Here is a 14,566-nt window from a genome sequence, read left to right as displayed (position 1 = left end):
GGGCCGGCCTGAGCCGACCCGAAAGGCCTCAGCCTTCAGTGGCCTGGATGCGGGAAACGAGGTCCTGCAGCTTGGGATCGGTGACGTACTTGTCGTAGACTGGCTTCATCGCTTCGATGAAGGGGGCCTTGTCGACTTCGTTGATCGTCGCGCCGAGCGCTTCGACGGCCGCCTTGGATTCGACTTCCTTGGCCTGCCAGAGCTCGCGCTGGACTGCGACGGATTCCTTGGCGGCTTCGCGGAACAGCGCCTGATCTTCCGGCGTCAGGCCATCCCAGACGACCTTGGACACCACCAGGACTTCGGGCACCATCAGATGCTCGTCGAGCGAGTAGTACTTCGCGACTTCGGCGTGACCGGCCGTGTCATAGCTCGGATAGTTGTTTTCCGCGCCGTCGATAACGCCGGTCTGGATGCCGGAATAGACTTCGCCATAGGGCATGGGGGTTGCATTGGCGCCGAGCGCGCCGACCATGTCGACAAAGATGTCGGACTGCATGACGCGGAATTTGAGGCCCGCCATATCGGCTGGAGAGTTGATCGGCTTTTCGCTGTTGTAGAACGAGCGCGAACCACCGTCATAGAAGGCAAGCGCGACGACATCGACGGGATCGAAGGCGGCGAGAATTTCTTCGCCGATCGGACCATCGAGCACATTGTGGAAGTGCTCGGCCGAGCGGAAGATGAACGGCAACTGGGTGACCGTAGCTTCCGGCACCTGAGTGCCGAAGGCACCGATCGAGATGCGGTTCATGTCGATGACGCCGAACTGGGTCTGCTCGATCGTGTCGGCTTCCTGGCCAAGCTGGGCCGAGTGGAACACTTCGACCGAATAGCGGCCATCGGTCTTTTCGCTCAGCAGTTCGCCGAACTTCTTGACCGCTTCGACGGTCGGATAGCCATCGGGATGCGTGTCGGACGAGCGCAGCACCGTCTGGGCGCTGGCTGTCGAAAGCATGAGCGAAGTCGCGACGACGGCCATAGCCGCCATCTTTGGCAGATGAAACATGGATGTCCTCCCAAAAATCCAGCGTCTTGTCCCTTCCTCGAACCAGACGCATGGCCGGCCTATGCCGGCCGCTGGGCACCCTCCCCTCCTCGGAAATTGGTGCCGTGGGCAAACTGGTATGGAAGTCTTCAAGACAAGTCAACATACAATTAATCTGAACTTGTATGATGAATTATCGAGAGGCAGAAAAGGCGCCGTGATTAGCGGCGCCTCATGTGTCTACGATCAAACCACTGCGTGTCATCCCCGCGCAAGCGGGGATCCATCTTGAGATCTCAGGCTGGGCCCCGGCCTTCGCCGGGGTGACAAGCGGTGGAGCTCGGAGATTGCGTCAGATGTGGATCGCCCCATCACCCAGCGCCAGCGCTGCTTCACGCACAGCTTCCGACAGCGTCGGATGGGCATGGGTCGTCCGCGCCAAATCTTCCGCAGCGCCCGAGAATTCCATCAGCGTCACCAACTCGTGGATCATTTCACCGGCATTCTTGCCCACAATATGGGCGCCGAGCACGCGGTCGGTTTCCACATCGGCGAGAATCTTCACAAAACCCTGTGTCGCCAGCATCGCCTTGGCGCGGCCATTGGCGGTGAAGGGGAACTTGCCGATCTTGTAGTTGACGCCATCGGCCTTGAGTTCGTCTTCGGTCTTGCCGACCGAGGCGACTTCGGGATTGGTGTAAACGACGGACGGGATCGCGGCATAGTTCACATGGCCGGCCTGACCAGCCAGGATCTCCGCGATGGCAATGCCTTCATCCTCGGCCTTGTGTGCCAGCATCGGGCCGGCAATCACGTCGCCAATGGCATAAATGCCATCGACCGAAGACTTGTAGTGCCCATCGACCTTGACGCGGCCGCGCTCATCGAGCGCCACGCCAGCGCCTTCAAGGCCAAGACCTTCCGTGAAGGGCTTGCGGCCGATGGCGACGAGCGCGATGTCGGCGTCGATCACTTCGGCCTGGCCACCCTTGGCCGGCTCGACCTGCACCTTGAGCGCGCCGCCTGCATCCTTCTGAACGCCGGACACCTTGCTCGAGAGCTTGAATTCCATGCCCTGCTTTTGCAGCATGCGCTGGAACTGGCGGGCAACTTCGCTGTCCATGCCGGGCAGGATGCGATCGAGATATTCGACCACCGTCACCTTGGCGCCAAGACGCAGCCAGACCGAACCGAGTTCCAGCCCGATGACGCCGGCACCGATAACGAGGAGATGGCCCGGCACCTTGTCGAGCGACAGCGCGCCCGTCGAGGTGACGACGGTCTTCTCGTCAATGTCGATGCCCGGGAGATTGGCCGAAACCGAACCCGTGGCGATGACGATATTCTTTGTTTCGATTTCCTGCGCAGCGCCAGACTGCGGCGTCACCAGCACCTTGCCAGCAGCCGGGATCGAGCCAGTGCCGCGGAAGACGGTGATCTTGTTCTTCTTGAAGAGATAATCGACGCCGCCGACATTGGAAGCGACGACATCGGACTTGTGCGCCAGCATCTGCTGCAGGTTGAGAACCGGCGCTGGAATGTCGATGCCGAGCTGCTTGAAGCCGTGGCCGGCCTCCTCGAAAAGCTCGGAGGCGTGGAGCAGTGCCTTGGAGGGAATGCAACCGATATTGAGGCAGGTGCCGCCGAGCGTCGGCCACTTTTCGACCACGGCCACCTTGAGCCCGAGCTGCGCGGCGCGGATGGCGCCCACATAGCCGCCGGGGCCGGAGCCGATTACTACGAGGTCGAATTGGTCTGCCATGGTTCTTCTAAGCCTCAGATAAGTTTAGCGCTGCTGTGCCAGCGCGACGCGAACGGCCAACGCCAGGAATGTAATGCCGGTAACCCGATTAAACCACCGGCCGACGCGGAAAAAGCCCTGCCGCACCGAAGGGGTCGTAAAGAAAAACGACACCAATGCGAACCAGGCAAAAAGCATAAGGCTCATGCTGCCCACGTAGATAACTTTTACTTCGCCCGGCGTGTGGATCGAGACGAGCGAAGTGAACAACGCGAGGAAGAATAGCACGGCCTTGGGGTTGAGAAGGTTCGTGAGAAACCCCAGCGCAAAGGCTGCCATATCGCCGCGGCGGGCCTGCGAGGCATCGAGTTCGGACGGCGGCTGCGGCGGTGGGCTGCGCAGCGCCTGAATGGCGAGCCAGACGAGATAGGCTGCGCCCAACCACTTCAAGACATTGAACAAAAGCAATGATTGGCCGACGATCACGCCGACGCCGAGCAGCGTATAGGTGCCGTGGACGAGGATCGATGTGGCGATACCGGCGGAGGTGAAGAGCGCAGCGCGGCGGTCGTGGGCCACCGATTGGCGCAGCACCATGGCGAAATCGGCGCCAGGAATAACGGCATTGATGCCAAAGGCCAGCATAAGGCCGGCGAATTCGAGCCAGGGAAAAGTCATGGTGCACCGCAATGATAGCGGTCAAACCGTTACACCACTGGCTTCCGAGCGGCAATGCGCCGCCCGGCAAGGGCCCTCACCTAAAAGGCAACGCCCACAAAGAGGAGGATCAACCCGATCATCGACACCGTCCAGACACCGGAGCGCACAAAGGGCACGTCTATAAAGTAGGCCGGGATATAGACCCAACGCGCCCAGAACCAGATCTGCGTGCCCCACTGCGTCAGACCATCGGAGCGGCCCGAGAGTTCGGTGGCCACGGCAAGCGCGATGAAAATGCCATAGGTTTCAAGCAAGTTACGCAGAGCGCGATTGCCGCGGGCGGCCCATTTATTGGGTGGCCGCTCATTGTCGCGCTGCGAGCCGGCATATTTGATCCCGTAATCGAGCCGGTAGGCCGTCGATTGCACGAGGACATAGGCAAAGGCGAGCGCGGCGCTCCAGATCAGTAAAGTCAGTTCGGTGCTCATGAAATCCTCCGGCAACTGTAGCTGAAACGCGCGAGACGTTTGCTGGATCAGGACGAGGCCGAGATTTCCTGCGCCCGCTTCAACGGATCGGGCAATTGCTGATCGATATCGAGCGCGCCTGATTCCACTTGGGCCAGAAAGGCGCGGCAGAAATTGTCTTTGTTGTAGGCCTGGTTATAGGCCGTCATGATCTGCGAACCGCCATAGGTTTCGGCGGCGCGGCGCTGGTCCTCTGCCCCGCCGCCGAGGCGGGCAATGACGCGATCGGCGAGATCGAGAAAGCCGATATTCCGCAGATACCAATTGTCGGCGGCTGCCTTATAGGCGCCATCAAGACCCGTGGTTTCGTAGCAATGCGTGGTCATGACATCGACGATGGCTTGCGATCCATGGAAGGCCATCAGCTCGCCGATCAACTGTTGATTGCCGGCGGAATCATCCTGTGCTGTGGCGGGGATAACCGGAACGAGAAGAAGAGCGATCAGGGTTAGACAAAAACGCAACCCACATCTCCGAGGCGTGTGACAGTTCAACGACTACGCTATGCATAGGGGCCACTTCCGCTAACAGGTCGTTAACATCGAGCTCCGCCAACAACACGGTTTGGTTAGACCAAGAAAAAAGGCCCGCCGAAGCGGGCCTTTCGCGTAACGCGTCGTTGGCGTCAAACGTTCCTTAGAGATCGAGGACCAGACGCTCGGGCGCCTCAAGGCTTTCCTTGACGCGAACGAGGAAGGTGACCGCTTCCTTGCCATCGACGATCCGGTGGTCATAGGACAGCGCGAGATACATCATCGGACGGATGACGATCTGGCCCCCGACGACGACCGGGCGCTCCTGGATCTTGTGCATGCCAAGAATACCAGACTGCGGCGCATTGAGGATAGGCGTCGACATCAGCGAGCCATAGACACCACCATTGGATATGGTGAAGGTGCCGCCCTGCATGTCGGCCATCGACAGCTGACCGTCGCGAGCCTTCTTGCCGAGATTGCCGATTTCCTTTTCGATCTGAGCGATCGACATCTGATCGGCATTGCGCACGACCGGAACGACGAGACCCTTGTCGGTGCCGACAGCGACGCCGAGATGGGCATACTGCTTGTAGATCAGCTCATCGCCATCGATCTCGGCATTGACGGCCGGGATTTCCTTGAGAGCGTGAACCACCGCCTTGGCAAAGAAGCCCATGAAGCCGAGCTTGACGCCATGCTTCTTCTCGAACAGTTCCTTGTAGGAATTGCGCAGGTCCATGACCGGCTTCATGTCCACTTCGTTGAACGTCGTGAGCATGGCCGCAGTGTTCTGCGCGTCCTTGAGGCGGCGGGCAATGGTCTGGCGGAGACGGGTCATCTTGACGCGTTCTTCGCGCTCTGCATCGCCGGCAGCGGTCGGTGCGCGCGGCGCAGCAGGCGCCTTGGCTTCGGCAGGCTTGGCAGCCGGAGCGGGTGCAGCCGGGGTCGAGGTGCGGGCGAGAGCGCCGAGCACATCTTCCTTGAGCACCTGGCCAGACTTGCCCGAACCGCCGATCGCATTGGCATCGAGGCCATTTTCGTTGATCAGCTTCTGAGCCGATGGCGCCGGAGCGCGGTCGGTCGCACCAGCCTGCTGGATCGGCTCGGGGCCGGCAGCATTGGCAGCAGGCACTTCGGCCTTGGCAGGAGCCGGCGCAGCAGCAGCGGCAGGCGCAGAGGCAGCAGCCCCGGCACCGGCAGCGCCGATGGCGCCAAGCAGCGCGCCGACATCGACGGTGTCGCCGGGATTGGCGGCAATAGCTTCGAGCACGCCGGCCGAAGGGGCCGGCACTTCGATGGTGACCTTGTCAGTTTCAAGTTCAACCAGCGGTTCGTCAGCGTTGACGGTATCGCCAACCTTCTTGAACCACTGGCCGATGGTCGCTTCGGTGACGCTTTCGCCCAGCGTCGGCACACGGATTTCTGTCGACATTGTTGATCCTTTTATCTCGTGCTTACTTGGCAAACGCTTCGTCGAGGAATTCCTGGAGCTGCGCCAGGTGGGTGCGCATCAGGCCGGTTGCCGGCGAAGCGGCAGCCTTGCGGCCGACATAGCGGACGCGCTGATATTCGCGGCCGATCTGGTCGAACACCCATTCCACATAAGGCTGGATGAACGTCCAAGCGCCCATATTGCGCGGCTCTTCCTGGCACCAGACGATCTCGGCATTGGGGAAGCGGCTCAATTCGTCCACCAACGCCTTGGCCGGGAAGGGATAGAGCTGCTCTACGCGGAGAAGGTAGACGTCGTCGACGCCCTTCTTCTCGCGGTCTTCGAGGAGATCATAGTAGACCTTGCCGGTGCAAAGCACGACGCGGCGGATCTTGTCGTCGCCGACAAGGCGCGTAGTCGTCTTCGGCACGCCCGGAGCCTCGGCATCGTCCCAGAGGAGACGGTGGAAGCAGGAATCGGGACCCAATTCGACGAGGCCCGAGACGGCGCGCTTGTGACGCAACAGGCTCTTGGGCGTGAAGAGAATCAGCGGCTTGCGGAAGTCGCGCTTCAGCTGCCGGCGCAGCACATGGTAGTAATTGGCCGGCGTCGTGCAGTTGGCGACCTGCATATTGTCTTCTGCGCAAAGCTGGAGGAAGCGCTCGGGACGCGCGGAGGAGTGCTCCGGGCCCTGCCCTTCATAGCCATGCGGCAGAAGCATCACGAGGCCCGACATGCGGAACCACTTGCGCTCGCCCGAGGAGATGAACTGGTCGATCACGACCTGCGCACCGTTCACGAAATCGCCGAACTGGGCTTCCCAAAGGGTCAACGCCTTTGGTTCGGCCAGCGAATAACCATATTCGAAACCGAGCACGGCTTCTTCCGAAAGCATCGAGTTGATGACTTCGTAGCGCGCCTGATTTTCAGGATCGAGATTGTTGAGCGGGGTATAGCTCTTGTTCTCGACCTGCTGATCATTCAGCACCGAATGGCGCTGGCTGAACGTGCCGCGTTCGCAATCCTGGCCGGAGAGACGGACCGGGTGGCCTTCAGTGACCAACGTGCCGAAAGCCAAAGCTTCGGCGGTCGCCCAATCGATGCCCTCGCCCGACTCGATCGCGCCGAGGCGATTGTCGATGAAGCGCTTGACCGTGCGGTGGACGTTGAGGTCTGCCGGAACGGTGGTGAGCTTGGTGCCGATCTCGACGAGCTTGTCGAGCGAGACACCGGTTTCGCCACGGCGCGGGCCCTCTTCGTCGGCGGGCTTGAAGTTCTTCCAAGCGCCATCGAGCCAGTCGGCCTTGTTCGGGCGGTAGTCCTGGCCGGCTTCAAACTCGGTTTCGAGTTTGGAGCGCCAGTCGGCCTTGAGCTTGTCGACTTCGGCAAGGCTGATCACGCCTTCGGCGGCCAGCTTTTCCGAGTAGATCTCAAGCGTCGTCTTGTGGCTCCGAATCTTGGAGTACATGAGCGGCTGGGTGAAGCTTGGCTCGTCGCCTTCGTTGTGGCCGAAGCGGCGATAGCAGAACATGTCGATGACGACAGGCTTGCCGAACTTCTGGCGGTATTCGACCGCGACCTTGGCGGCGAACACCACGGCTTCCGGATCATCGCCGTTCACGTGCAGAACCGGCGCTTCGATCATCTTGGCAACGTCGGTCGGATAGGGCGACGAACGCGAATAGATGGGCGAAGTGGTAAAGCCGATCTGGTTGTTGATAACGAGATGGATCGAGCCGCCGGTACGATGACCCTTGAGACCGGAAAGGCCCAAGCATTCCGCGATGACGCCCTGGCCGGCAAAGGCCGCATCGCCATGGATCAACAGCGGCAGGACCATCGACCGGTCCGGCTTGCCATCGACGGCAATGTTGACGAGCTTGCCATCGGGCGCGATGTGCTGGTCCTGCTTGGCGCGCGACTTGCCGAGCACGACGGGATCGACGATCTCAAGGTGGCTGGGGTTCGCGGTCAGCGACAGGTGGACCTTGTTGCCATCGAATTCGCGATCGGATGACGCACCGAGGTGATACTTCACGTCGCCTGAACCTTCGACGTCGTCGGGATAGAAGGCGCCGCCCTTGAACTCATGGAACAGGGCGCGATGCGGCTTCTGCAGCACTTGGGTCAGGACATTGAGGCGGCCGCGGTGGGCCATACCAAAGACGATGTCCTTGATGCCGAGCGCGCCGCCGCGCTTGATGATCTGCTCGAGCGCCGGAATCGCGGCTTCACTACCATCAAGGCCGAAGCGCTTGGTGCCGGTATATTTGACGTCGATGAACTTTTCGAAGCCTTCTGCCTCGATCAGCTTGGAAAGGATCGCCTTCTTGCCTTCGGCGGTGAAGGTGATTTCCTTATCGGGGCCCTCGATGCGCTCCTGGATCCACTGCTTGGCTTCCGGATCCGAGATATGCATGAATTCGATGCCCACCGTGCCGCAATAGGTGCGCAGCAGGATGGCGAGCATTTCCGGGAGCGTCGCGTATTCGAGCCCGAGATAGTTATCGATGAAAATCTTGCGGCTGTAGTCGGCTTCGGTGAAGCCATAGCTCTTGGGGTCGAGCTCGGGAGCCGGTTCTTCGGCCTTGAGACGCAGCGGATCGAGATCGGCATGCAGATGGCCGCGCATGCGATAGGCACGGATCATCATGATGGCGCGGATCGAATCGCGCGTCGCCTGCAGCACATCGGTGGCGCTTGGCGCGGGCTTGCCTTCGGCAGCAGCCTTCTTGGAGGTCGCCTTTTCGGCCTTGACAGCCACTTCGCCCCAATTGCCATCGAGCGCAGCAATCAGGTCGCCACTCGCCGCCTGCGGCCAATCCTTGCGGCCCCAGCTTGCGCCTTCGGCGTTCTTCAACGCTTCGGCATCACTGTCGTCGAGCCTTGAGAAGAAGCTGGACCACGTACCATCGACACTCGACGGATCGGTCTTGTAGCGGGAATAGAGTTGTTCGATGTAGTCGGCGTTCCCCCCATAGAGGAACGAGGTCAGTAAGAACGCGTCGTTCTTTTCCTGTCGTGTCATCGCTTTTTGCGCAGGACCTTGCGTCCTGTCATCCTTCTCAACAAACCGGCGGAGAGCCGGTTCTCAATTGCGGCCACCCAAAGTGGGGGAATATTGACCGCTTTTCCTTTGTATCTTGTTAAGACTTGCGGCGCCCTGAGCAGGCGCCGCGACTTAGAACATATGTACCAAATCGGTCGGCGTCCGGCTTAACACCAAACCGTGACCGAAGCGCGACCGACATTGGTCGCAAAGGGGAAATTTAGTGGGCGGGAAGACCCCCACCTAGCCTCCCCCTGGTAGGGGGAGGAACGCGGCGGTTCGTGCCGCAATAGTCGTGAGCCACCGTGAGATTCCTCCCCCTACCAGGGGGAGGTTAGGTGGGGGTATTTTTTAGCCTTTAAGCACTTCCACAAGCGTCGTACCCAGACGTGCCGGCGATGGCGAAACGCGGATACCCGCGGCTTCCATCGCAGCAATCTTGGATTCTGCATCGCCCTTGCCGCCGGAGACGACAGCACCGGCATGGCCCATGGTGCGGCCCTTGGGCGCAGTGCGGCCAGCGATGAAGCCAGCCATTGGCTTCTTGCGGCCCTTCTTGGCTTCGTCGATCAGGAACTGCGCCGCATCTTCTTCAGCCGAACCGCCGATTTCGCCGATCATGATGATCGACTGGGTGGCTTCGTCCGCGAGGAACATCTCGAGCACGTCGATGAACTCGGTGCCTTTGACCGGATCGCCGCCGATGCCGACAGCCGTGGTCTGGCCGAGGCCTTCGTTCGAGGTCTGGAACACGGCTTCATAGGTCAGCGTGCCGGAGCGCGAGACGATACCCACCGAACCCTTGCGGAAGATAGAGCCCGGCATGATGCCGATCTTGCATTCTTCCGGCGTCAGGACGCCCGGGCAGTTCGGGCCGAGAAGGCGCGACTTGGAGCGGTCGAGGCGAGCCTTGACGCGCACCATGTCCATCACCGGAATACCTTCGGTAATGCAGGTGATAAACGGGATTTCCGCATCGATCGCTTCGATGATGGCATCGGCAGCGCCGGCTGGCGGCACATAGATGACCGAAGCGTCAGCGCCGGTGCGTTCCTTGGCTTCGGCAACGGTTGCGAAAATCGGGAGAGATTCGCCGCCAGCGCCGGTCCAGGTTTCGCCACCCTTCTTGGGGTGGATACCGCCGACCATCTGCGTACCGTAATAGGCCAAAGCCTGTTCGGTGTGGAAGGTGCCGGTCTTGCCGGTCAGGCCCTGAACGAGGACCTTGGTGTTCTTATTGACGAGAATAGACATCAGGTAAGGTCCTTCAAATTAGCCGTTGATCGCCGCGACGATTTTCTTCGCAGCGTCATCGAGATCGTCGGCTGCGGTGATCGCGAGACCCGACTCGTTGAGGATCTTCTTGCCCAAATCGACATTGGTGCCTTCGAGGCGCACGACCAGCGGCACCTTGAGACCAACTTCCTTGACGGCTGCGACCACGCCTTCGGCGATGACGTCGCACTTCATGATGCCGCCAAAGATGTTGACGAGGATGCCCTCGACCTTGGGGTCGGCCGTGATGATCTTGAAGGCTGCAGCGACCTTCTCCTTGCCGGCGCCGCCGCCGACGTCGCAGAAGTTTGCCGGCTCTTTTCCGTAAAGCTTGATGATGTCCATGGTCGCCATGGCAAGGCCGGCGCCATTGACCATGCAGCCGATATTGCCATCGAGCGCAACGTAAGCGAGGTCCCACTTCGAGGCCTCGATTTCCTTGCTGTCTTCTTCGGTCTCGTCGCGCAGCGCCTTGACGTCGTCGTGGCGGAACAGAGCATTGCCGTCGAACGACACCTTGGCGTCTAGGACGCGCAGGTGGCCGTCGGTCATGACGATCAGCGGGTTGATTTCGAGAAGAGCCATGTCCTTCTCGCTGAACGCCTTGTAGATGATCGGGAACAGCGTCTTGGCATCTTCGGCAGCAGCACCGTCGAGGGCAAGGGCAGCAACGATCTTGGCGGTATCAGCGGCGGTCACGCCAGCTTCTGGATTGATGGCGATGGTATGGATCTTCTCGGGCGTGTCATGAGCGACGGCCTCGATGTCCATGCCACCTTCGGTCGAGACGACGAAAGCCACCTGACCGACCGACCGATCGACCAGCAGCGAGCAATAGAGTTCGCGGGCGATATCGGCGCCGTCTTCGATATAGAGGCGGTTGACCTGCTTGCCGGCATCGCCAGTCTGAGCGGTCACGAGGGTGTTGCCGAGCATTTCCTTGGAGAATGCCACGACGTCCTCGATGGTGCGGGCGAGGCGAACGCCGCCCTTGGCATCGGGACCGAGTTCCTTGAACTTGCCCTTGCCGCGGCCGCCGGCATGGATCTGGCTCTTGACCACATAGAGCGGGCCGGGCAGCGACTTTGCCGCAGCTTCAGCTTCGTCAGCCGAATAGATGGCGACGCCGGCAGCAACGGGCGCGCCATATTCTTTCAGCAGCGCCTTGGCCTGGTGTTCATGGATGTTCATTGGATTCCCCTTGGGTGGGCAGATGGTAACCGGCCGATTCTAGAGACCGGAAAGGAGAAGCCGCCGGACTTGCCAGCGGCTTTTCATAAACTTACGCCAACTTTGGCGCGATCTTCTTACAGGCTTCGATCAAGCCTTCAACCGACTCGACGGACTTGTCGAAGGCTTTTTGTTCGGCCGAATTGAGCGAGATTTCGATGATCTTCTCAGCGCCACCGGCACCGATCACGATCGGCACGCCGACATAGGTGTCCTTGACGCCATACTGGCCGGAAAGGAAGGCAGCGGCAGGGAGCACGCGCTTCTTGTCCTTGAGATAGCTTTCGGCCATGGCAATGGCGGAAGCGGCAGGCGCATAGAAAGCCGAACCGGTCTTCAAAAGACCAACGATCTCGGCGCCACCATCACGGGTGCGCTGGACGATCTCGTCGAGCTTTTCCTTGCTCATCCAGCCCATCTTGACGACGTCGGTCAGCGGAATGCCGGCAACAGTCGAATAACGGGTCAGCGGCACCATGGTGTCACCGTGGCCGCCGAGCACGAAAGCCGAAACGTCTTCGATCGAGACGCCAAGCTCTTCAGCGATGAAGTGGACGAAGCGCGAGCTATCGAGAACGCCGGCCATGCCGACGACCTTGTTCGCCGGGAGACCCGAGAACTTCTGCAGCGCCCAGACCATGGCGTCGAGCGGATTGGTGATGCAGATAACGAAGGCGTTGGGCGCATATTTGGCAATACCCGCACCCACCTGCTCCATCACCTTGAGGTTGATTTCGAGAAGGTCATCGCGGCTCATGCCGGGCTTGCGCGGCACGCCGGCCGTGACGATCACGACATCGGCGCCTTCGATATCCTTGTATTCGGACGTGCCCTTCATGGCAGCGTCAAAACCCTGGGCCGGAGCCGACTGGGCGATATCGAGAGCCTTGCCCTGGGGAACACCATCAACCACGTCGAACAGGACGACGTCGCCCAGTTCCTTCTGTGCGCTCAGCAGAGCCAGTGTTCCGCCGATCTGTCCCGCACCGATAAGGGCAATCTTCTTGCGCGCCATAAGTCTTCATCCCAGACTGCGTTGAATTGGCGCACGTCTTAACCCTGTCAGGCAAACCGGGCAAGTGAACCCTTCGTCTTAGGGCGCAAATCTGCCTTGCCGATGAGCGATGGGGGAATGCCGGTTGGGCATGCAGTAATTTCTGTACCGACACTAATTCTTGCGTCGCGCATTTATTGGAGTTACAAATATTCCAATGCTGATCACCTGGGACGAACCCAAGCGCCTCGCGAACCTCGCCAAACATGGCCTGGATTTCCGCAACCTCGACGCTGAGTTTTTCCTGTCCGCCTTTGTCGAGCCATCGCGTGACGGGCGCTTGCTCGCGATAGGCAGCTTGTCTGGAGTGCAGGTGATCGTTGTGGTGTTTCGCCCGCTTGGTTCCGAAGCGCTTTCGGTGATTTCGATGCGACCGGCGCGCCGTCAGGAGAGGATGCAAACTCATGCCTAAAAACTGGCCTGCCTTCGTTACCAAAGATCTGGACGATAGTCTCGACGGCGAAGCGGAATTGCAGCGGCGTTGGGAACTGTACAACGAGGAGATGCAGGCGCTGATCGCGGCTGGCGGCGTTCACCAGGATGACGATGGCTGGTGGGTCGATGACGCCACCGGCGAGCTAATTGGCCCCGACCCGGAAATCGAGAGACCGTCCACCGACGATGAGCTCGCGCAATTCCGTCCCTTCACTGAGGTCTTTCCTGAACAGGCGGAAAGCATCCGGCGCAGCCGAGGCCGCCCCCCCCTCGAAAGCCCGAAGCAGCAGGTCACTCTACGTATCGACGCCGATGTGCTCGCCCGCCTGCGCGCGTCTGGCAAAGGCTGGCAGGGCCGGGTCAATGACGTGCTTAAGAAGTCGGTCGGACTTTAGCTTACTGTTTCCACTGGCGCCGCGTCCCGCAGACCCTTGGCTAGGTATTCTTCGGACTGCATTTCGTTGAGGCGCGAGATGGTCCGCTTGAACTCAAAGGCGGTCTTGTCGTCTTTGCCCAGCGCCTCGAGCCCGACCTCGAAACTGGCAGCGAGTTTAACACCACGGTCGTATAGGCTATCGATCAGGAGGATAAAGCGCTTGGCAGCATCGGACTTGGTGCGGTCCATTTGCGGCACGTTGTCGAGCATCAGCGAATCGAAATGGTGGGCGATACGAACGAAATCCCGCGTGCCCAACGGCTTTTCGCAAAGGTCAGCGAAGGCGAACCGCCCTGCGCCCATGGATTGGAGCGGCACAGGGATTTGGCGACCGATGCTTTCGATATTGCCGGGCTGACCAGCTTCGCCACCGGTAATCCTCAACCAGAGCCGATCCATCACCGGCTTCACTTCCACCGGCGACCCAAAGGCATAGACTTGCTGACCGGCGAATTTCAGCCGCCGATAATCCTGCTCGGAAAGGAGCGTGACAACATCAGCCTCAGCCTTGAGCCGCGCAATGAACGGCAGGAAGAGTTGGCGGTTGAGACCATCCTTGTAGAGCTGATCCGGCTCGACATTGGAGGTCGCGACCAGCGTGACGCCGCCGGCAAAGAGCTTCTCGAACAGCCTGTCGAGCAACATGGCATTGGTGATGTCATGCACATGAAATTCATCGAGGCAGAGCACGCGCAGGCCCGATTTCAGAATCGGCTTGGTAACGGCATCCATGGGATCGGCATTATCGTCCCTGCCCCGCGGTGATTTCCGGAACGCGGAAATGCCGGCATGCACCTCGTCCATGAATTCATGGAAATGCACCCGGCGCTTTTCCTTGATTGGAAGGGCGCCATAGAACAGGTCCATGAGCATGGTTTTGCCACGCCCCACCTCGCCGACGAGATAGAGACCAGGGATGTGGCGCGGTTTCTCGAAAAACCCCCAAAAGCCCTTGGAGCGCTGTTCGGTCAGGTCCCGCCAAAGCCGATCGAAATGAGTTGCCGCTTCGAGTTGCGCCGGGTCGGACGTCAGCGCGCCACGCTCGACCAATGCGAGATACTCGCTGCGGACCGGGCTCGCGACAGGGTGGGTAGCAAATTGATTTTGGGACAAGAGAACGAACCGCTGGGAAAAAGGCCCGGGCAACAGCCCGACAAAGCGTTCGAAACCCGACGCTTGTGGCCCATCCATACTCGACACGCCAGCCCGTACAAACGGTATGGCAACGGAGCAGGCAAAAGAAAGAGCCGGCCTCGCGACCGG

At 60.3% G+C, this 14,566-nt stretch carries 13 protein-coding genes; 2 read left to right on the top strand and 11 right to left on the bottom strand.

Translation table 11 applies throughout. The features are described from left to right. Positions 1–28 precede the first annotated feature (28 nt). The 10 genes from DevBK_RS01535 to mdh all read right to left on the bottom strand — a co-directional run bounded on the left by DevBK_RS01535 (position 29) and on the right by mdh (position 12,393). Positions 29–1,009 carry a TRAP transporter substrate-binding protein gene (locus tag DevBK_RS01535; protein ID WP_317184235.1) on the bottom strand — a complete coding sequence of 327 codons (981 nt, stop codon included), beginning with the start codon at positions 1,007–1,009 and terminating at the stop codon, positions 29–31. A gap of 331 nt (positions 1,010–1,340) precedes the next feature. Beyond that, the gene (gene lpdA, locus DevBK_RS01530; protein WP_317184234.1) at positions 1,341–2,750 is read right to left on the bottom strand and encodes a dihydrolipoyl dehydrogenase; all 1,410 of its coding nucleotides are present in this window, start codon (positions 2,748–2,750) and stop codon (positions 1,341–1,343) included. Positions 2,751–2,774: 24 nt separating this feature from the next. Beyond that, entirely contained in the window at positions 2,775–3,407 is a 633-nt protein-coding gene (locus DevBK_RS01525; protein ID WP_061910276.1) for a LysE family transporter, read from the bottom strand. 80 nt (positions 3,408–3,487) lie between these two features. Further along, on the bottom strand, positions 3,488–3,877 hold the full coding sequence (locus DevBK_RS01520; protein WP_317184233.1) for an MAPEG family protein: 390 nt from the start codon (positions 3,875–3,877) through the stop codon (positions 3,488–3,490). A 47-nt stretch (positions 3,878–3,924) separates the two neighbouring features. Continuing rightward, on the bottom strand, positions 3,925–4,380 hold the full coding sequence (locus tag DevBK_RS01515; protein WP_061910272.1) for a hypothetical protein: 456 nt from the start codon (positions 4,378–4,380) through the stop codon (positions 3,925–3,927). A gap of 172 nt (positions 4,381–4,552) precedes the next feature. Next, the gene (gene odhB / locus DevBK_RS01510) at positions 4,553–5,824 is read right to left on the bottom strand and encodes a 2-oxoglutarate dehydrogenase complex dihydrolipoyllysine-residue succinyltransferase (protein ID WP_062631519.1); all 1,272 of its coding nucleotides are present in this window, start codon (positions 5,822–5,824) and stop codon (positions 4,553–4,555) included. 22 nt (positions 5,825–5,846) lie between these two features. Next, entirely contained in the window at positions 5,847–8,852 is a 3,006-nt protein-coding gene (locus tag DevBK_RS01505) for a 2-oxoglutarate dehydrogenase E1 component (protein WP_061910268.1), read from the bottom strand. 372 nt (positions 8,853–9,224) lie between these two features. Continuing rightward, positions 9,225–10,127 (bottom strand): succinate--CoA ligase subunit alpha, encoded by a 903-nt coding sequence (sucD, locus tag DevBK_RS01500; RefSeq protein WP_317184232.1) that lies wholly within the window; start codon positions 10,125–10,127, stop codon positions 9,225–9,227. 18 nt (positions 10,128–10,145) lie between these two features. Continuing rightward, positions 10,146–11,339 carry an ADP-forming succinate--CoA ligase subunit beta gene (gene sucC, locus DevBK_RS01495; protein ID WP_317184231.1) on the bottom strand — a complete coding sequence of 398 codons (1,194 nt, stop codon included), beginning with the start codon at positions 11,337–11,339 and terminating at the stop codon, positions 10,146–10,148. 91 nt (positions 11,340–11,430) lie between these two features. After that, a complete protein-coding gene (gene mdh, locus DevBK_RS01490) occupies positions 11,431–12,393 on the bottom strand; it encodes a malate dehydrogenase (protein ID WP_061910262.1) in 963 nt (320 codons plus the stop codon). Between the two features lie 196 nt (positions 12,394–12,589). Between mdh and DevBK_RS01485 the strand changes: the two genes are divergently transcribed. Continuing rightward, positions 12,590–12,844, top strand: coding sequence for a BrnT family toxin (locus DevBK_RS01485; RefSeq protein ID WP_317184230.1), 255 nt, complete (start codon positions 12,590–12,592; stop codon positions 12,842–12,844). After that, positions 12,837–13,262, top strand: a complete 426-nt coding sequence (locus tag DevBK_RS01480; protein ID WP_317184229.1) for a BrnA antitoxin family protein — start codon at positions 12,837–12,839, stop codon at positions 13,260–13,262. Before DevBK_RS01485 ends, DevBK_RS01480 begins: the two co-directional genes overlap by 8 nt. Here the strand turns inward: DevBK_RS01480 and zapE are convergent. Continuing rightward, complete coding sequence (zapE, locus tag DevBK_RS01475) at positions 13,259–14,416, bottom strand: cell division protein ZapE (RefSeq protein ID WP_317184228.1); 1,158 nt, start codon at positions 14,414–14,416, stop codon at positions 13,259–13,261. The genes DevBK_RS01480 and zapE overlap by 4 nt on opposite strands. Positions 14,417–14,566 lie beyond the last annotated feature (150 nt).

Source organism: Devosia sp. BK, assembly GCF_032907385.1.
Lineage (GTDB): Bacteria > Pseudomonadota > Alphaproteobacteria > Rhizobiales > Devosiaceae > Devosia.
This window is presented reverse-complemented; position numbering and strand designations above follow the sequence as displayed.

Excerpts from the sequence above, each read along its gene's own strand:
- DevBK_RS01535 (WP_317184235.1), bottom strand. The coding sequence starts at position 1,009 with ATGTTTCATCTGCCAAAGATGGCGGCTATGGCCGTCGTCGCGACTTCG.
- lpdA (WP_317184234.1), bottom strand. The coding sequence starts at position 2,750 with ATGGCAGACCAATTCGACCTCGTAGTAATCGGCTCCGGCCCCGGCGGC.
- DevBK_RS01525 (WP_061910276.1), bottom strand. The coding sequence starts at position 3,407 with ATGACTTTTCCCTGGCTCGAATTCGCCGGCCTTATGCTGGCCTTTGGC.
- DevBK_RS01520 (WP_317184233.1), bottom strand. The coding sequence starts at position 3,877 with ATGAGCACCGAACTGACTTTACTGATCTGGAGCGCCGCGCTCGCCTTT.
- odhB (WP_062631519.1), bottom strand. The coding sequence starts at position 5,824 with ATGTCGACAGAAATCCGTGTGCCGACGCTGGGCGAAAGCGTCACCGAA.
- DevBK_RS01505 (WP_061910268.1), bottom strand. The coding sequence starts at position 8,852 with ATGACACGACAGGAAAAGAACGACGCGTTCTTACTGACCTCGTTCCTC.
- sucD (WP_317184232.1), bottom strand. The coding sequence starts at position 10,127 with ATGTCTATTCTCGTCAATAAGAACACCAAGGTCCTCGTTCAGGGCCTG.
- sucC (WP_317184231.1), bottom strand. The coding sequence starts at position 11,339 with ATGAACATCCATGAACACCAGGCCAAGGCGCTGCTGAAAGAATATGGC.
- mdh (WP_061910262.1), bottom strand. The coding sequence starts at position 12,393 with ATGGCGCGCAAGAAGATTGCCCTTATCGGTGCGGGACAGATCGGCGGA.
- DevBK_RS01485 (WP_317184230.1), top strand. The coding sequence starts at position 12,590 with ATGCTGATCACCTGGGACGAACCCAAGCGCCTCGCGAACCTCGCCAAA.
- DevBK_RS01480 (WP_317184229.1), top strand. The coding sequence starts at position 12,837 with ATGCCTAAAAACTGGCCTGCCTTCGTTACCAAAGATCTGGACGATAGT.